The organism is Duganella sp. HH101 (assembly GCF_001758795.1).
GTDB lineage: Bacteria > Pseudomonadota > Gammaproteobacteria > Burkholderiales > Burkholderiaceae_D > Rugamonas > Rugamonas rivuli.
The window spans coordinates 26,125-44,752 of record NZ_LRON01000014.1; the positions used below are offsets into that span (position 1 = coordinate 26,125).

Here is an 18,628-nt window from a genome sequence, read left to right on the forward strand (position 1 = left end):
TTTTGCCTAGAATCTGCGCATTCCCACTCTTCCATGGAATCCATCATGAGCAATACCGCACAAGACGACATCAGCCCCGGCATGGTGCTGCTGCTGGCCGCCGCGACCGGCCTGATCGTCGCCAACCTGTATTACGCGCAAACCCTGGTCGGCCCGATCAGCGCCGCCACCGGGCTGTCGCCGCAGGCGGCCGGCCTGATCGTCACGCTGACGCAGATCGGCTACACCCTCGGCCTGCTGTTCGTGGTGCCGCTGGGCGACCTGCTGGAAAACCGCCGCCTGATCGTCGGCGGCCTGCTGTTCACTTCCGCCATGCTGGTGCTGGCCGCGTTCAGCACCAGCGCGTGGATGTTTTTGACCGCCGCGCTGGGCATCGGCCTGGGCTCGGTGGCGGCGCAGATCATCGTGCCGTTCGCCGCCCACCTGTCGAAGGAAGCCACGCGCGGCCACACGGTGGGCAAGGTGGTCAGCGGCCTGCTGCTGGGGATCATGCTGGCCCGCCCCGCCGCCAGCCTGATCGCCGACTGGAGCAACTGGCACGTGGTGTTCGGCGGCGCCGCCGTGGTGGTGCTGACGGTGGCGCTGGTGCTGCGCGCCAAACTGCCGCTGCGCGCGCCGGCCGCGAAGATCGCCTATCCGGCGCTGATGGCGTCCCTGTGGCACCTGTTCCTGCGCACGCCGCTGCTGCGCCGCCGCGCCGCCTACCACGCCGGCCTGTTCGGCGCCTTCAGCCTGTTCTGGACCGTCACCCCGCTGATGCTGGCCGGCCCGCAGTTCCACCTGTCGCAGACCGGCATCGCCGTCTTCGCGCTGGTCGGCATGGCCGGCGCGGTGGCCTCGCCCATCGCCGGCCGCCTGGCCGACGCCGGCCACACGCTGATGGCCACCGCCGCCGCGCTGGCGCTGGGCGTGATCGGTTTCGCGCTGCCGATGGTGGCGCCGCAGCTTGCCGGGCTGCGCAACGTGGCGCTGGCGATGCTGGTGATCGCCTCGATCGTGCTGGACATGGGCGTGGCGGCCAACCTGGTGCTGGGCCAGCGCGCCATCTTCACGCTGGGCGCGGAGGTGCGCAGCCGCTTGAACGGCGTGTACTTCGCGCTGTTCTTCGCCGGCGGCGCGCTCGGTTCGGCGCTGGGCGGCTGGATGTACGCCACCCACGGCTGGCACGCCGCGCTGCTGACCGGCATGGCCTTCCCCGCCCTGGCGCTGCTGTACTGGCTGACCGAGTATGCCGGCCACGCCGCGGCGCTCAAGGCCGGGGTGTAGGTTCTACGCCAGCGCCAGCGCCGCCGCGTGGGAGGCGGCGAATCCGCCGGGCGCCACGCCCATCTCGCGGCGGAACATGGCGATGAAGGCGCTCAGGCTGTCGTAGCCCAGTTCCAGCGCGACGCCGGTGACGGCGTGGCCGGCGGCCAGCAACTCCACCGCGCGCATCAGGCGCGCGCGCTGGCGCCAGTCGGAGAAGGACAGTCCGGTCTCCGACACGAAACGCCGCGTCAGCGTGCGCGGCGCGACGGCGGCCCACCCGGCCCATTCGTTCAGCGAACGCGGATCGGACGGATCGGCGGCCAGCGCCTGCGCGATCCTCAGCAGGCGGCGGTCGGTGGGCATGGTCAGCACCAGCTGCTCGCGCGGCGCGGCGGACAGCTCATCGAGGATCACCGCCGCGATGCGCTCCTGCGCCGGGGTCGGCGCGGCCATCAAGCCTGCCGCCGGCCACGCGCCGGCGCGCAGCACCGCCTCCCTCAGCAAGCCCGATACCTGGAACACCTGCGGCTGCGCCGGCAGCGCCGCGCAAGCAGCAGGCGCAAGGTAGACGCTCCACGCGCTCACCGGCCCGTGCGCATCGAGGCCGTGCAGATGGTGCGGCGGGATCCAGATCGCATACCCGGGCGGCACCACCAGCCGCTCGCGCTCGGTGGCGATGGTCAACAGGCCGCTCAAGGCGCCGATGGCCTGGCCGCGCGCGTGGCTGTGGGCTGCCGTGGTCCGCATGCCGCCGGACGACAGCGCGGCGAACAGCAGCGGGCCGTCGCCGGCATCGGCGCGGGCGGGATCGATGACCGGGGAATGTTTGGCTTGCATGCGACACATTATGGCATTTCCACGCAAGCCAGGCCAGCGCGCAGCCGTCAAGATGGAGTCCTCACCAACCCACAGGAGATTGCATCATGCGAGCACAAGACATACTGCCGGACCACGTCAACACCGGAGAATTCAACGGCGTCACCGTCCGCAAAGGCACCGTCGGCGCCTTCCTGGCCAACGCCCGCACCCTGCAGGCGCAGGACAGCACGGAAAAAGCCCGCGACGAAGCGCGGGCCGACATCATCGATGCGGTGCCGGCGATGGCGGCACTGGGCATCTTCGAGGTATTCGAGATCAGCGATCCGGCGCTGCGCGCACTGGTCGCGCAGCACCGGCCTGTTTAAGAACCGAAGTGGTAGTTCAGCTCGACCCAGCCCTGGCGGCCGGTCGGGCTGTAATTGCCGACCGGGTAGTACGGCCAGCCGCCGCTGGTGTCCGCCTTGACCTTGTTGAACAGATTGTTGACCGCCACCGACACCGTGGTGCGCGGGTTCAGGCGATACACGACGCTGGCGTTGGCCAGCGTGGTCGGCGACAGGAAAGCCGTGCCGCCGCCGTTGGGCACCTTGCCGTAGCGCTGCAGGAACAGTGTGTTCGACCAGGCGCCCTGGTTCCACGTCAGGCTGGCGTTAAGCTTGTCGCGCCAGTCGGAGTTGCCCAGGTCTTCGCGGTCGTCCCGCAGGTCGTCGCCGGAGAACTGGCGCGATTTGGCGCTCAGCGTCTTCGAATAATTGACCTTCGAAATCCACACGCCATAAGCCTGGGTGCGCAGCACGTACTTGGCGCTGACGTCGATCCCGCTGACGCTGGTCGACGCGGCGTTGATCGGGTTGACCAGGATTTCCTTGATCTCGCCCGGCTTGTTCAACGCCGTCAACGGATTGCGGACGATGCGGGCGATGGTGTCGGCGCAGGTCGGCGAGGTCAGGTCGCCGGCGATGCGGCAGTTCGATTCGTCGCGCAGCAGCTTGTCGGCGCTCAGGTTCGTGACCAGGTCGTCGATCTTGATGTTCCAGTAGTCCAGCGACACATCGAAGTTGGCGCTCGGCGACCACACAGCGCCCAGGCCCGACGAACGGCCTTTTTCCGAGCGCAGGTCCTTGCTGCCGGACTGCACGTAGTTCGACCCCGGCGATATATTGGCGAACTCGCAGGTATCGACCGGCTGGCCGGCCTTGGCGCAGCGGTAGTAGTCGGTGGTCGACGAGTAGTAGCCGGTGCCGCGCGCCTTGTAGATGTAGTTCATGTCCGGCGCGCGGAAGCTGGTCGCATGGTTCGCGCGCAGCAGCAGTTGCGTGACCGGGCGCCATTCCAGGCCGGCGTTGTAGGCCAGCTTGCCGTCGCTGCGGCCGGCGAAGCTGTAGCGGTCGTAGCGGGTGGCCACGGTGGCATCGAGTTTCTCCAGCAGCGGCACGTTCGCCTCCACGCCCAGCGCATAGCGCTTGCGGGTGCCGGCCGTCACGTCGGACGGCGTCACCGTATTGAAGTAGCCCTGGTTGATGCGCGGGTCCGGCGTATTCGAGAAGCCCTGCTTGCCCAGCTCCGCCACCGTCGCCAGCTTGACCGGGCCGGCCGGCAAGTTGAACGCTTCGCCGTTGGCGCTGACGCTGACGGTGTTGGTCCACGATTTGTCGTTGCTGACCGCGGTGCCGGTGATGCTGTCGAATTCCGCCGGCGTCAGGCGCTTGCTCAGGCGCGCCGGATCGGGCGCGTAGATCGGCACGCCGTCCGCGTCCACGCCCAGTTTGGGGCCGAGGAAGAAGCTGTCGATGTTGGACAGCGCGCGCGGCGTGTGGCTCTCGCTCTTGTACAGCGAGGCCGTGTAGCCGGCCTCGTACTGCCAGCTGGTGCCGGGGATCGTGCCCTTGGCGCCGAACGAGAGCGAAGAAGCCTGGTCGTCCCAGCTGCGGTTGTAGCGCTGCACGCCGCCGATTTCCTCCGGCGAGATGTAGCGGTTCCAGGCCTCGTTGGTCTTGGTGTTCTGGTTCCAGAAATAGGTGTCGGCGGTCGACACCGAAGTCCACGACGGACCGCGCGTGTTGTTGGCGCTGCGGTTCTGGCCATACAGCGCCTCGGCGAACAGGGTGACGGACGGCGAGAGCTCGTAGTTGGCGCTGCCGAACAGGTTCTGGCTGCTGTTCTTGGTCTGCGTGGTCCAGTAGGTCGGCGACACTTTCGGGCTGGCGCAATAGCTGCCCGCCTTGGCCGTGTACTTGACGGTGCTGCCGCCGAACAGATCGCCCAGCTTGGCGCAGGTGTCGCCCGGATCGATGTACTTGCCGGTGTCGACGTTCTTGCGCCACAGCAGAGGCGTCGGCGCCACGCCCACCTTGGCGCTCATGAATTCGCGCTCGCGGCTCCACAGCGGATCGCGCTCCAGGAATTCAGCGCTGAACAGCGTGTTGAGCTTGCCGAAGCTTTCACCGCCGGTCAGCTGCAGGCGCTGGTCGCCGCCGCCGCCGCGCGTGGTGCCGCCGGCCTTCAGATTGACGTCCAGGCCGCTGGCCTTTTTCTTCAGGATGATGTTGACCACGCCGGCGATCGCGTCCGAGCCGTAGACCGCGGAGGCGCCGCCGCTGAGGATCTCGACACGGTCGATCACGCTCGATGGAATATTGGCCAGGTTGGTGAAGTTGACCGTGCCTTCGTAGGCGATCGGGAAGTCCGCCAGGCGGCGGCCGTTGAGCAGCACCAGCGTGTGGTTGGGTCCGAGGCCGCGCAGGCTGATGGTGTTGGCCGATGGCGTGAAGGTGTTGCCGAAGTCGGCGCCCTGGGTGAAGCCGCTGTTCTGCGTCAGGTTGCTGAGCGCATCGAACACGTTTTTGTAGCCTTGCTTGGTGATGTCCTCGCCGGTGATGACGGTGACGGCCGAAGGTCCTTCCAGGCTGGCGCGCGGAATGCGCGAACCGGTGACGACGACGGCGGGCGGCGCAGCGGTAACTGCGGCCGCCTCCTGTGCTTGCGCCAGGGATGAACCGGCAGCGCCGCACAGCAGGGCGATAGCTCCCGCCGCCAGCGGCTTCAATTCGAATTTTGTTTTCATTGAGGTGTACAGGGTAAGGAAGGGACGCAACCTTACCAAGCGCGCCATGCTGCGGGAACGAATTTATCCGCGTTTTTTTATGCGGTTTACGAATAAGGCAATATTTCACTTCAGTATATTTTTTTATTTACGAAAATATAATATTGATATTCGATAATATTATATTTTAAACACGGCTGGCGGCGTTGACTTATTCGACATGAGGGAAATATTATTAAAAAACAACATTGATTAATACTTCATGAAAAACGAAAACCCCCTTCCATTATTTCGCCCGGAAGTCGCAAGTTCAAATAAAGAGGCGTGGCTGGGGAATATCGTTTTGCGCCAACCATTTTCCTTTATGTTTTATTCCGTCTTTGCCGCAGCCTGCATTATTTCGCTGCTGGCTTTTTTATTGTTCGGGCACTACACCCAGCGGGTCCAGGTCACGGGCATGCTGGTTCCCGATCTGGGCTTGATCAAGATTCAGCCGCCGCAAGCAGGCATCGTACAGGCGCGCCACGTGCGGGAAGGCCAGGCCGTGACGGCCGGGCAAGTGCTGTTCGGCCTGTCTAGCGAGCTGATCTTCAACAGTCCCGGGGCCACGCCCAATCCGACCGAAAGCCATGCCGCGATATTGAATACGCTGCGCGCCCGCCAGCGCAGCCTGGACGAGGAAAGCCAGCAGAATTCGACGCTGGCGGCCGCGCAGGCCAGTCAATTATCAGCATCCATCGTGAACATGGAATCCGAAATCGCCCAGCTTGAAAAGGAAATGGCGATTCAACTGGAGCGCGGCAAAGCGGCAGACACGGAATATCAGCGGAATAAACAAGTCCGGGAAAAGGGATTTATTTCGGAAAGCGCTTTGCAAAAGAAAGACGACGAGCGGCTCGACCAGCAAGGCCGCCTGCTGGCCATGCAAAGGGAGCGCCTGACGCTGGGCCGCGCGCTGGCCGACGCCCGCGCCGAGCACCGGCAACTGGCGCTGCGGGTGGCCCGCGAACAGAGCGGTTTGCGCCGCCAGGACATGGAGCTGGAACAAGCCAGCGTGGCAGCACAAGCGGGACGCCAGTTCCTGGTCACGGCGCCGCAAGCCGGCACCGTGACGGCGATCCTGGCCGAGCCCGGCCAGATGGTGGGCAACCAGACGCTGCTCACGATACTGCCGGCCCATGCGCAGCTGGAAGCGCACTTGTATGTGCCCAGCCGCGCGGTCGGCTTCATCGAGCCGGGCCAGGCGGTCCTGATCCGCTACGCCGCCTTCCCGCACCAGAGATTCGGCCAGTACCAGGGAACGGTGATCGACATTGCCCGCACGGCGCTGTCGCCGCAGGAATGGCCGGCGGCGCTGGCGGGCGGCGGCGCCGCCGAGACCGAAGGCCTGTACCGGGTGCGGGTGCGGCTGGCGCGGCAAGCGGTGCAGGCATATGGCAAACCGGTGGCGCTGACCGCCGGCATGCGGCTGGAAGCCCATATCCTGCAAGACCGCCGCTCGCTGATCGAGTGGCTGCTGGCGCCGCTCTACAGCCTGAAAGGACGGCTGGCATGAGCGCCGCCGCACTGGACGAGCTGACGCTGCGCTGGCGCGGCAGCCGGCGCCTGCCGCTGCTGTTGCAAAGCGAGGCGGCCGAATGCGGCCTCGCCTGCCTCGGCATGGTGGCGGGCTACCACGGCCACCAGCTCGACCTGCCCAACCTGCGCCGGCGCCACGGCTTCAGCCAGCGCGGCGCCAGCCTCAAGCACCTGATCGACGTGGCGTCCCAGCTCAACCTGGCGCCCCGGCCGCTGCGGGTCGAGCTCGACGGCCTGCCGCACCTGCAGCTGCCGTGCATCCTGCATTGGGAGCTGAACCATTTCGTGGTGCTGAAAAAGGTCCGCCGCAGCGCCACCGGCGCGCTGCGCAGCATCGAGATCCACGATCCGGCGCGCGGCGCGCGGCAGCTGTCCGCCGAGGCGGCGTCCGCCAGCTTCACCGGCATCGCGCTGGAGCTGACGCCGACGCCCGGCTTCACGCCGGTGCGCCAGCGGCAGTCGCTGAGCCTGCGCCGCCTGATGGGATCGCTGCTGGGCTGGCGCTCGGCCCTGCTGAAGCTGTCGCTGCTGGCGCTGGCGCTGGAACTGTTCGCGCTGGTCAGCCCCTTCTTCATGCAGCTGGTGGTGGACGATGTGCTGCTGGTGGCGGACCGCGACCTGCTGACGCTGCTGGCCACCGGTTTCACGCTGCTGCTGCTGATCCAGACCGCGCTGGGCGTGTTCCGCTCCTGGCTGGTGGTGCACCTGAGCACACAGATCAATCTGCAATGGATGGCCAATGTGTTCGCCCACCTGATGCGGCTGCCGATGGAGTTCTTCGAGCGGCGCCACACGGGCGACGTCGTGTCGCGCTTCGGCGCCATCCAGCAGATCCAGCAAATCCTCGGCAACGCATTCGTCGAGGCGATCATCGACGGCACGCTGGCGCTGCTGGCGTTGCTGGTGATGCTGGCCTACAGCCCATGGCTGTGCCTGGTGATCGGATGCGCGCTGGCCGCCTACTTCGTGCTGCGCACCGTGATGTACCGGCCGCTGCTGGCCGCCAGCGAAGAACAGATCCTGCTCAAGGCCAAGGAACAGACGCTGTTTCTCGAATCGATACGCAGCATGCAGGCGATCAAGCTGTTCAGCCAGGAGAGCGGCCGCCAGGTGCGCTGGCAGCAGGCACTGAGCGCCGCCACGGAGCGCGGGCTGGCCGTGCAGAAACTGAACCTGGGCTTCAGCGGCGCCCACACCCTGCTGGCGGGACTGGAGAACATCGCCGTCATCTGGCTGGGCGCGCGGCTGGCGATGGACAACACGTTTTCGGTCGGCATGCTGTTCGCCTTCATCAGCTACAAGCTCACCTTCACCACCCGGATGTATGCGCTGATCGACAAATGGCAGGAAATGAACATGCTGTCGCTGTACCTGGAGCGGCTGGCGGACATCGTGCTGAGCGCGCCGGAAAGCCAGGGCGCCGCCGCCCTGCTCGCGCTGCCGGACAGCGGCGGGGCGCCGCCGGCGATCACGCTGGCCCGGGTCAGCTTCCGCTACGCTGAGCACGAGCCCTGGCTGCTCGAAGAGATCGACCTGACCATCGCGCCGGGCGATTCGGTGGCGCTGGTGGGGGCGTCCGGCTGCGGCAAGACCACGCTGCTGAAACTGATGCTGGGCCTGCTGGAACCCAGCACCGGCCAGGTGCTGATCGATGGCGTACCGCTGGCGCGCCTGGGCCCGCAAGCCTACCGCCGCCTGATCGGCACCGTGATGCAGAACGACGCCCTGCTGAGCGGCTCGATCGGCGACAACATCAGCTTCTTCGACGCCGACGCCGATCCCGACTGGATCGCCGCCTGCGCCGCCAGCGCCGCCGTGGCCGACGAAGTGGCCCGCATGCCGATGCGCTACGCCACCCTGATCGGCGACCTGGGCAGCAACCTGTCGGGCGGCCAGCGGCAGCGCATCCTGCTGGCGCGCGCGCTGTACAAGCGGCCGCGCATCCTGTTCCTGGACGAGGCCACCAGCGAACTCGACATCGACAACGAGCGCCAGGTCAACCGCTACATCAACACGCTGCGGCTGACGCGCGTGATCGCCGCCCACCGGCCGGAAACGATACGCAGCGCGCATCGCGTGATCGAACTGGCCGGCGGCCGCATCGTGGCCGACCGGCGCCAGCATGCTGCAAGCGATGTCAGTCCGCCCACGGACTGACGACACCAATCGCGCCGGGATGGGCCCGGCGGATACGGCACGGCCGACCGTTTATCGGCCTTCATTTAGAAAATGGAAATCATCATGCAAAAAACCACTCAGCACAACGCCAACGACGCCATCCTGGCCCGCCGCCTGGCACGCGAATTGGCAGTCGAAGAAATCGTCGAAGTGTCCGGCGGCACCACCACCGACTGGAGCGTGGACTACAAAGACGGCTCCTCGACCGGCCGCACCGGCGTGCGCCTCGACGGCCGCGTTGACTTCTAATCCCTGAAACACTCCCCCCGTCCCGGCGGGGGGACTTCCGACCACGACCATGACCATATTGATCCACACCATACCCGGCGATGTCCACGCGGCGGCGGTGCAAGCCGCACTGCTGCGCAAGAACGTCGCCAGCCAGACCTGGCACACCGGCGATTTTCCATCGCACCAGAGCGCCACCTTCACGTTCCGCCCCGGCCAGCCGCACGCGTTCTCGATCCGCGACGCCTACGACAGCTTCGACCAGACCAGCCGCTTCGACACCGTCTGGCACCGCCGCATCCGGCCGCCGCAAACGCCGGGGGAAAACGTCGCGGCGCTCGACCGGGAATTCGTCGCGCGCGAGATCGGCCGCTGGGCCGGCACCTCGCTGCCGCTGCCGGGCCAGGACGCGTTCTGGGTCAACGACATCCGCCACAGCACGCACGCGGACAACAAGCTGGTGCAACTGGACGCGGCGCAGCAGGTCGGGCTGCGCATCCCGGCCACCGTCGCCACCAACTCGCCCGACGACATCCGCGCCTTCCTGCGCGCCAACGCGCCGCGCCAGACCATCTACAAGCCGTTGCGCGGCTACAGCTGGCACTTCGGCGATCATCAACTGATTTCCTACACCCGCATCCTGACCGAGGCCGACCTGCCGTCGGACGCGCTGCTGCGCGCCTGCCCAGGCGTATTTCAGGAGTACGTGGAAAAGCACGTCGAACTACGCGTGACCATCATGGGCCAGCACTGCGTCGCCGTCGCGCTGCACGCGCAAGACAAGGAGGACTGGCGCGTCTCCTCCGAAAACAAGGAGCTCACGGCCAGCGCCTTCGAACTGCCTGCGGCGCTGCGCGAGCAGTGCCTGGCCTTGATGCACAAGCTGGGCCTGGCGTTCGGCTGCCTGGACTTCGTCGTGACGCCGCAGGGCGAGTATGTTTTCCTTGAGGTAAACGAAATGGGCCAGTTCCTGTGGGTCGAAGAGCTGGTGCCGGAAACGCTGCTGCTCGATGCTTTCAGCAGCTTCCTGATCGCCGGCGAGCCCGATTTTACGTGGCGCCGGCCGGAGCGGCCGCTGCGCATGGCGGAGGTCGGCGACTCCGGCGACTACCGGCGCTTTCTGCAACTGATCAACAGCCACGTCGATCGTCCCACCCTATGAGCAGGCGCCTTGTATGGCTTGCCGCGCTGCTCTGGCTGGCGCAGGTCTTGCCGGCCCAGGCCGGGCCCGATTGCGTCGCCGTGCCGCAGCAGATACGCACCATGATAGACCGCGACCAGGCGTTGCGCCTGCGCGTCAATCAACTGCCGCCCGGCGACACCTCGCTGGATGCGGAACTGCTGCGTACCGATAAGCGCCACACCGGCGCGCTCAAGGCCATCATCCGCCGTTGCGGCTGGCCGGATGCGGCGCGCTACGATGCGCCGACCGCCCGCGCGGCCTGGCTGCTGGCGCAGCATGCGGACCACGACGTCCGCTTCCAGATGCGGGTGCTGAAACTGATCCAGGGCTCCATCGCCGGCGACGCCGACAGCCGCAAGGAATTTGCCTATCTGTCCGACCGCATCAGCCTGAAACAGAAGGGCAAACAGGTCTACGGCAGCCAGCTGATGGTGCGCGACTCCGGTATCGCCGAACTGCCGCCCGGTGAAATCGACAGCGTTGCGGCGGTCGACCGGCGCCGCGCCGTGATCGGCCTGCCCGGCATCGCAGAATACGTGAAGAGCGCCAACGAAAAGCTGGCGCGCATCCGGGCCGGCAAGGACAAGGCCGACGCCCCCTGAAGCCGCAACCGGAACGGACGAAAAAAAACGGAAGACCATCGGTCTTCCGTTTTCAGACGCGCGCCGGTCAGGCCGCGCGGTCTGTGGTGCCGGCCGGCTTGCCGAAGGCCGCCAGCAAGGCAGCTTCCTTCTGCTTGGCCGCCTTGAAGTGACGCTCCTTCACGTGGCCGTAGCCGCGGATGTCTTCAGGGATGCTGGCGATAGCCACGGCCTGCGACAGGTTCTCGGCCGTCAGCTTCGGCAGCAGCGAGGACACGGTGTCGCGGTACTCGCCGATCAGCGCGCGTTCCATCTTGCGCTCCGCCGTGTAGCCGAAGATGTCCAGCGCCGAACCGCGCAAGCCCTTGAACTTGGCCAGCAGGGAAAAGGCCTTCATCATCCACGGGCCGAATTCCTGCTTGATCAGGTGGCCGTCGGCATCGTGCTTGGCCAGCAGCGGCGGCGCCAGGTGGAACTTCAGCTTGATGTCGCCTTCGAACATGCCGGCGATCTTCTGCTGGAATGCACCGTCGGTGTACAGGCGGGCGACTTCATACTCGTCCTTGTACGCCATCAGCTTGTAGTAGTAGCGCGCCACGGCTTCGCTCAGGCGGGTGGTCTTGCCCAGCTTGGCCTCTTCCGCGCGAACCTGGTCGACAAACGATTTATACTGTTTAGCATAATTCGCGTCCTGGTAGGCGGTCAGCAGCTCGACGCGGCGGGCGACGATGTCGTCCAGCGTCTGGATGCGTTTGAACTCGATCACCTTGGCCGGCGTGGTCAGCTTCGTTACGGAAGCCAGGTCGTGCGCGGCGGTGCGGCCCCAGTTGAAGGCCGACTTGTTGAAGCCCACCGACACGCCATTGAGCTCGATCGCCTTGATCAGCGACGCTTCGCTCAGCGGCACATGGCCCTTCTGGAACGCATAACCCAGCATGAACATATTGGTGGCGATCGAGTCGCCCATCAGCGCCGTGGCGATCTGGCCGGCGTCGACGAAGTCCACCAGCTCGTTGCCGCAGGCCTTGACGATTTCGCCGCGCGAGGAAGCGTCCGGGAACTGCCAGTCCGGATTCTTCACGAACGCCGCCGTCGACGAGCCGGTCGAGTTGATCATCGCGTGCGTGCGGCCTTCGCCCATGCGCGACAAGGCGTCGCGCGAGGCGGTGACGATCAGGTCGCAGCCCACCACCAGGTCGGCGCTGCCGGTGCCGACGCGGGTCGAGTGCAGGTCGGACTGCTTGTCCGCCAGGCGCACGTGCGACATCACCGGGCCGCCCTTCTGGGCCAGCCCGCTCATGTCCAGCACGATGGCGCCCTTGCCTTCGACGTGCGCGGCGACAGCCAGGATCTGGCCCACCGTCACCACGCCGGTGCCGCCGATGCCGGTGATCAGGATGCCGTACGGCGTTTCCGTCGACGGCAGCACAGGCGTAGGCAGCACGGCTTGCGGCCCCTCACCCACCGCCGCCTTCTTCGGCTTCTTCAGCGCGCCGCCTTCCACCGTCACAAAGCTCGGGCAGAAACCGGTGGTGCAGGAGAAGTCCTTGTTGCAGGACGACTGGTTGATCTGGCGCTTGCGGCCCAGGTCCGTCTCCAGCGGCTCCACCGACAGGCAGTTGGACTGCACGGAGCAGTCGCCGCAGCCTTCGCAGACTGCTTCGTTGATGACGGCGCGCTTGGCCGGATCCGGATACTCGTTGCGCTTCCGGCGGCGGCGCTTCTCGGAGGCGCAGGTCTGGTCGTAGATCATGGCCGACACGCCCGGCTTGTCGCGCAGTTCGCGCTGCACGTCCATCAACTCGCTGCGGTGGCGCACGGTGACGCCTTCCGCCCACTTGTAGTCGGATGGGTATTTTTCCGGTTCGTCGGTGACGACGATGATAGGCGTGACGCCTTCGGCGGCGATCTGGCGCGAGATCATGCCCGGGTCCAGCGGACCGTCGAAGGCCTGGCCGCCGGTCATGGCGACGGCGTCGTTGAACAGGATCTTGTAGGTGATGTTGACCTTGGCCGCCACCGCCGCGCGGATCGCCAGGATGCCAGAGTGGAAGTAGGTGCCGTCGCCCAGGTTGGTGAAGACGTGCTTCTCGTTGGTGAACGGCGCCTGGCCCACCCAGGTCACGCCTTCCGCACCCATGTGGGTGAAGGTCGAGGTTTCGCGGTCCATCCACAGCACCATGTAGTGGCAGCCGATGCCGGCCAGCGCGCGCGAACCTTCCGGCACCTTGGTCGACGAGTTGTGCGGGCAGCCGGAGCAGAAGAACGGCGTGCGGTCGGTCTGCGGATTCGGCTTGACCGACAGCGTCTTCAACGCCAGTTCCTTCGCTTCCAGGAAGGCCACGCGCTCCTGCACACGCTGCGCCACCGGATGGCCGGCGCAGTAGTGGGCGATGCGCGAGGCGATGGCGCGCGCGATCTGCGCCGGGTTCAGCTCATAGGTGGCCGGCAACAGCCAGTCGCCGTGGCCGGTCTTGCCCTTGTTGCTCCATTCGCCGGTGTCGTCGAACTTGCCGACCACGCGCGGACGTTCGCCGTCCGGCAGGTTGTACAGTTCTTCCTTCAGCGCGTATTCGAGGATCTGGCGCTTCTCTTCCACCACCAGGATCTCGTCCAGACCCTTGGCGAATTCGTGCACGCCGTCCGCCTCCAGCGGCCAGGTCATGCCGATCTTGTACAGGCGGATGCCGATGTCGGCGGCGGCCTGCTCGTCGATACCCAGGTCGGCCAGCGCCTGGCGCGTGTCCAGGTAGGATTTGCCGGCGGTGATGATGCCGATCTTCGGCTTCGGCGAATCCCAGATAATTTTGTTCAGCTTATTCGCGCGGCAGTAGGCCAGTGCGGCGTACCACTTGTAGCTGTTCATCCGCACTTCCATATCGAGCACGGTGTCCGGCCAGCGGATATTCAGGCCGCCTTCAGGCAGCTCGAAGTCGGTCGGCAGTTCGATCTTGACGCGGTCCGGATCGAAGTCCACCACGGCGCCGGATTCGATGATGTCGGTGACGCACTTCATCGACACCCACAGGCCGGTGTAGCGGCTCATGGCCCAGGCGTGCAGGCCGTAGTCGATGTATTCCTGCACCGACGACGGGTACAGCACCGGTATGCCGCAGGCGTTGAGGATGTGGTCCGACTGGTGGGCGGTGGACGAGGACTTGGCCGCGTGGTCGTCGCCGGCCAGCACCAGCACGCCGCCGTTCTTCGCGGAGCCGGCGTTGTTGGCGTGCTTGAAGACGTCGCCGCAGCGGTCGACGCCGGGGCCTTTGCCGTACCACATGGAGAAGACGCCGTCGTATTTGGCGTCCTGGAAAAGATTGGTTTGCTGCGTGCCCCAGACCGCGGTCGCGGCCAGGTCTTCGTTCATCCCGGGATGGAACTTGACGTGGTGGGCGTCCAGGTACTTCTTGGCTTTCATCGCCGTCATGTCGACGCTGGTGACGGGAGAGCCGCGATAGCCGGTGATGTAGCCGGCGGTGTTCAGGCCTGCCTTCAGGTCCCGTTCGCGCTGCATCATCGGTAGCCGGATCAGGGCCTGGGTGCCGGTCATGAAGGCCCGGCCGCGTTCCAGCGTCCACTTGTCGTCTAGCGAAATATCGTTATCCGAATGCGCGTTGTCCGAGTGCGTGCCCGGCTCCAGTTGCGAGCCCTTGTGAGGTGCGTTCATTGTGTCTCCATTATTCTTTAAGCCATGCGCTACAGGGCCGGATTGGCCCTTTAACGCGCGATCCGCCGGCCCTTGTGGAGACGGCGGAGCGGAAAAATGTGGTTTTTTATAGGGTACCACAGGCCTGCGCCCCGTTCTGTGCGGGACTACCGGCTTTACACCCTTGTTCTTATGCGGCGGTAGGGTCTTTCAGCACGCCGCGCTTGATCTGATCCAGCTCGATCGACTCGAACAGCGCGCGGAAGTTACCCTCGCCGAAGCCCTGGTCGCCCTTGCGCTGGATGATCTCGAAGAAGATCGGGCCGATCACGTTCTGGCTGAAGATCTGCAGCAGCAGTTCGCGTTCGGTCTCGTTGCTATGGCCGTCGATCAGGATGCGCAGGCGGCGCAGGTCTTCCAGCGACTCGCCGTGGTTAGGCAGGCGACGGTTGACCAGCTCATAGTAGGTCTCGATCGTGTCCTGGAAGGCGATGCCGGTTTTCTTCATGCCTTCGACGGACGAGTAGATGTCGTCGGTGCCCAGCGCGATGTGCTGGATGCCTTCGCCGTGATACTCGTCCAGGTATTCTGCGATCTGCGATTTGTCATCCGACGATTCATTGATCGGGATGCGCACTTTGCCGCACGGCGAAGTCATGGCTTTCGACTTCAGGCCGGTCAGCTTGCCTTCGATGTCGAAGTAGCGCACTTCGCGGAAGTTGAACATCTTCTCGTAGAAGTCCGCCCATTCCTTCATGCGGCCGCGGTGGACGTTGTTGGTCAGGTGGTCGATATAGGTCAGGCCATGGCCGACCGGGTTGGCGACCGCGCCAGGGATGGCGACGAAGTCGACGTCGTAGATGCTGATGTCGCCGATGGCGCCTTGCTCGCCACCGTTCTTGCCGCGCCAGCGGTCGACCAGGTAGATCAGCGAATCGCCCACGCCTTTGATGGCGGGGATGTTCAGCTCCATCGGGCCGGTCTTGTTGTCGAAGCCCCAGGCGCCCTGCTCCAGCGCGCGCTTGTAGGCGAACGCGGAATCCTGCACGCGGATCGCGATGGCGCACACGGACGGGCCGTGGTGGCGGGCGAAGCGCTGGGCGAAGGAGTCCTGCTCGGCGTTGATCAGGAAATTGATGTCGCCCTGGCGATACAGGGTCACATCCTTGTGGCGGTGACGGGCGATAGCGGTAAAGCCCATGCTCTCGAACAGTGCGCCCAGAGCCTTAGGATCGGGTGCTGCGTATTCGACAAACTCAAAACCATCGGTACCCATCGGGTTATCCCAAGGCGTAAATTTCATGCGAGTCTCCTTCTTTGAATAGCGCACAGTATAGTCCCGCTCTGCCAGCATTAAATTGCAAACAATTCCCACGGATCGCGGTTCTGCGCAATAATATTGCCTGAACCATGAATTATTGAGGTATTTATGACCAAAATTGCGCTGGACAAAACTGACCGTAAAATTTTGTCAATTTTGCAGGCCGACGGCCGGCTGTCGAACCAGGATGTGGCGGAGCTGGTGGCCTTGTCGCCGTCACCCTGCCTGCGCCGCATCAAGCGGCTGGAAGAGGCGGGCGTGATCCGTCAATATGTGGCGCTGCTGGACCCGGACAAGATCGGCCTGGGGCTGCTGGCCTACGTCAACGTGCGGCTGGAGAAGCACAGCGAAGCGGCGGCGCACAGCAACGCCCGCGCGCTGGGCGCGCCGAACGCGCCGGTGTCGCCGCGTGCGGATTTCGCGGTGTCGGTGGAGCAGTGGCCGGAGGTGGTGGCCTGCTACGCGATGACGGGCGAGATGGATTATCTGCTGCGGGTGCATGTGGAAGACATGGACCACTTCTCGCGCTTCATGATGGCGACGCTGCTGCGCCACCCGGCGGTGCTGGACGTGAAATCCTCGTTCGCCCTGCAGCGCATCAAGGACACCACCGCGCTGCCGCTGGTATAAAGGAGGATGACGGGCCGGATGCGCGGTCGGCCGGATTTCAGGATTAGCCAATGCTGAACATATATGCCGAGCTCGTCAAAGGCGACTACGATGTTCCCGGCGCTCTCGCCTATGCCGTGTACAAACGGAGCAAGGCCGAGTGGCGTGCAAACTTTCCTACCGCCCACTGCGGCAACGAGCCGACGCTGGCGGATGAGGCGGAATTTATCGCCTTCTGCATGCTCCCCGAAAACCTGGCGAATTTAAAACAGGCCTTTACCTGCTGTTCAACGGGTATGTGCGCTTTGCTGCGATCAACGCCACTGCGGAGAAGGCGGTGGGCATTGATCTGGATGCTCAACAGAAGAAGGCAGCGCCGCTCAGGAAGTGAGGTGGCGACTCAGGTGCTGGACGAAAGGTTCCGGCGCCAGGAAGCCGATCACGCGGCTGTTCGGGATCTCCTTGCCGCCGTTGAAGAGGATGATGCCCGGCGGCCCGAATAAACCAAAGCGCTTCATCAAGGCCTTGTCGTCGGCGCTGTTGGCGGTGACGTCCACTTGTATCAAGCGCACCTGCTTCAACTTGCCGCTGACGGCCGGCTTGGAAAAGGTGAAACGCTCCATCTCCTTGCAGGACACGCACCAGTCGGCGTAAAAGTCCAGCATCACCGGCGTGGCGCTCGACGCCAGCACCTGATCCAGCTCCGCCACGGTCTTGATGCGGCTGAAGCGGATCTCATCGCCGGCCGGCGCAGCGCCCTCTGTGCGGCCAAGGCTCAGATGCCCCAGCGGTTGCAGCACGTCGCGGCCGGCGCTGGCGGCGCCTGCCAGTTCAAACAGGCCACCGACCAGGAACGCCAGTCCCAGCGTCTTGCCGACATACGCGCCCAGGCCCGCACCGCTCTTCGCAGGTAGCGGCTCGAACACATGCAGGAACACGGCGCACAGCAGCGCGAACACGCCCCACAACGCCATCATCACCGTCACCGGGAACACCGGCGTCACCATCCAGATCGCCACCGCGATCAGCAGCAGGCCGAAAATTTTCTTCACGCCGTTCATCCATGCGCCGGCGCGCGGCAGCAGGCTGCCGGCCGAGATCCCCGTCAGCAGCAGCGGCACGCTCATGCCGACCGCCATCGAGAACAAGGCCCAGCCGCCGGTCCACACGTTGCGCGTCTGGCTGATGTAGAGCAGCGCGCCGGCCAACGGCCCGGCCACACACGGGCCGACGATCAAGGCCGACAAGGCGCCCATGACAAACACGCCGGCGAACCGGCCCCCGCCCATGTTGCCGCTGGTGGCGCTCAAGCGGCTCTGCAGGGAGCTAGGCAGCTGCAACTGGTAGACGTCGAACATCGACAAGGCCAGGCCGACCAGCAGCGCGCCGAAGGTCAGCAGCACCCACGGCTTTTGCAGCGCGCCGGCCAGTCCTTCGCCAGCCAAACCAGCGGCCACCCCCAGCGAGGTGTAGACCAGCGCCATGCCCAGGCAGTAGGCCAGCGCCAGCGAGAAGCCACGGCCGCGCGACACAGCGCCCTCGCCCACGATGATCGAGGACAGGATGGGCACCATCGGCAGCACGCACGGCGTGAACGACAACAGCAGGCCGAAGGCGAGGAAGGCCAGGCCGATACGCCACGCGCTGCCGCTTTGCAGCGTGCGCTGGGCGAGGGAGCTATCGTCTTCATGGGCGGGCGCCGCGACGGGCGCGGCGACTGCGGCCACCGGCGGCGCATCAACCGCCACCAGCTTGCCCGGCGCCGACGGATCGACGCGATAACTCTGCGTCGCCGGCGAATAGCACAGGCCCGCGTCCGCACAGCCCTGATAGCCCACCTGCAGCGTGAACGCAGCCTTCGCCGTCAGCGGCAGATCGACCACCAGCTTGTCCTGGTAAGTCTCCATCTCCTTGTTGAAGTTGGCGTCGAACTTGCGCAGCCCCGCCGGCAGCGCCGGTGCGGCAATCTGCGCGCCGTCCGCCTTGAAACTCAAACGATCCCGGTACAGGTGATACCCCGGCGCGATCGCCCACGACAGCCGCACCGTATGCGCATCCACCAACTCGCCCTTGAGCTGGAAGGCCTGGTCCGGCTCCAGGAAATCATCCGCCCGTGCACCGGTGGCCAGCGCGATCACCGCCACCAGCATTGCCATCAGGCGCGTCATCCAATTGTTCATCATCTCTATCCTAT

General features: G+C 65.4%; 13 protein-coding genes. 8 read left to right on the forward strand and 5 right to left on the reverse strand.

Going from position 1 to position 18,628, the window contains the following annotated elements; translation table 11 throughout:
* The first annotated feature begins 45 nt into the window (after positions 1–45).
* A complete protein-coding gene (locus DUGA2_RS20995; protein ID WP_070271555.1) occupies positions 46–1,266 on the forward strand; it encodes an MFS transporter in 1,221 nt (406 codons plus the stop codon).
* 3 nt (positions 1,267–1,269) lie between these two features.
* Here the strand turns inward: DUGA2_RS20995 and DUGA2_RS21000 are convergent, their stop codons facing one another.
* Entirely contained in the window at positions 1,270–2,094 is an 825-nt protein-coding gene (locus DUGA2_RS21000; protein ID WP_070271434.1) for a helix-turn-helix domain-containing protein, read from the reverse strand.
* A gap of 77 nt (positions 2,095–2,171) precedes the next feature.
* Here DUGA2_RS21000 and DUGA2_RS21005 point away from each other — a divergent pair, with 77 nt between their 5' ends.
* Positions 2,172–2,432 carry a hypothetical protein gene (locus DUGA2_RS21005; protein ID WP_070271435.1) on the forward strand — a complete coding sequence of 87 codons (261 nt, stop codon included), beginning with the start codon at positions 2,172–2,174 and terminating at the stop codon, positions 2,430–2,432.
* Here the strand turns inward: DUGA2_RS21005 and DUGA2_RS21010 are convergent.
* Complete coding sequence (locus DUGA2_RS21010; protein WP_070271436.1) at positions 2,429–5,131, reverse strand: TonB-dependent receptor domain-containing protein; 2,703 nt, start codon at positions 5,129–5,131, stop codon at positions 2,429–2,431. The genes DUGA2_RS21005 and DUGA2_RS21010 overlap by 4 nt on opposite strands.
* A gap of 436 nt (positions 5,132–5,567) precedes the next feature.
* Here DUGA2_RS21010 and DUGA2_RS21015 point away from each other — a divergent pair, with 436 nt between their 5' ends.
* The 5 genes from DUGA2_RS21015 (at position 5,568) to DUGA2_RS21035 (ending at position 10,879) form a co-directional block, all read left to right on the forward strand.
* Complete coding sequence (locus DUGA2_RS21015) at positions 5,568–6,665, forward strand: HlyD family secretion protein (RefSeq protein ID WP_229214741.1); 1,098 nt, start codon at positions 5,568–5,570, stop codon at positions 6,663–6,665.
* A complete protein-coding gene (locus DUGA2_RS21020) occupies positions 6,662–8,845 on the forward strand; it encodes a peptidase domain-containing ABC transporter (RefSeq protein WP_070271437.1) in 2,184 nt (727 codons plus the stop codon). The genes DUGA2_RS21015 and DUGA2_RS21020 overlap by 4 nt, the downstream gene beginning before the upstream one ends.
* An 84-nt stretch (positions 8,846–8,929) precedes the next feature.
* A complete protein-coding gene (locus tag DUGA2_RS21025) occupies positions 8,930–9,115 on the forward strand; it encodes a hypothetical protein (RefSeq protein WP_141753333.1) in 186 nt (61 codons plus the stop codon).
* Positions 9,116–9,164: 49 nt separating this feature from the next.
* Positions 9,165–10,256: a hypothetical protein gene (locus DUGA2_RS21030; RefSeq protein WP_070271439.1), complete on the forward strand. Its 1,092-nt coding sequence runs from the start codon at positions 9,165–9,167 to the stop codon at positions 10,254–10,256.
* Positions 10,253–10,879, forward strand: coding sequence for a DUF6624 domain-containing protein (locus DUGA2_RS21035; protein ID WP_070271440.1), 627 nt, complete (start codon positions 10,253–10,255; stop codon positions 10,877–10,879). The genes DUGA2_RS21030 and DUGA2_RS21035 overlap by 4 nt, the downstream gene beginning before the upstream one ends.
* A 67-nt stretch (positions 10,880–10,946) precedes the next feature.
* Here DUGA2_RS21035 and DUGA2_RS21040 read toward each other — a convergent pair whose 3' ends face one another.
* Positions 10,947–14,525 (reverse strand): indolepyruvate ferredoxin oxidoreductase family protein, encoded by a 3,579-nt coding sequence (locus DUGA2_RS21040; RefSeq protein ID WP_070271441.1) that lies wholly within the window; start codon positions 14,523–14,525, stop codon positions 10,947–10,949.
* 169 nt (positions 14,526–14,694) lie between these two features.
* Complete coding sequence (hppD, locus tag DUGA2_RS21045) at positions 14,695–15,807, reverse strand: 4-hydroxyphenylpyruvate dioxygenase (protein WP_008444050.1); 1,113 nt, start codon at positions 15,805–15,807, stop codon at positions 14,695–14,697.
* Positions 15,808–15,933: 126 nt separating this feature from the next.
* On the opposite strand from hppD, the gene DUGA2_RS21050 reads away from it, so the two are divergent.
* The gene (locus tag DUGA2_RS21050; RefSeq protein ID WP_008444048.1) at positions 15,934–16,455 is read left to right on the forward strand and encodes an Lrp/AsnC family transcriptional regulator; all 522 of its coding nucleotides are present in this window, start codon (positions 15,934–15,936) and stop codon (positions 16,453–16,455) included.
* A 359-nt stretch (positions 16,456–16,814) separates the two neighbouring features.
* Here the strand turns inward: DUGA2_RS21050 and dsbD are convergent, their stop codons facing one another.
* The gene (gene dsbD, locus DUGA2_RS21055) at positions 16,815–18,617 is read right to left on the reverse strand and encodes a protein-disulfide reductase DsbD (protein WP_070271442.1); all 1,803 of its coding nucleotides are present in this window, start codon (positions 18,615–18,617) and stop codon (positions 16,815–16,817) included.
* Positions 18,618–18,628 lie beyond the last annotated feature (11 nt).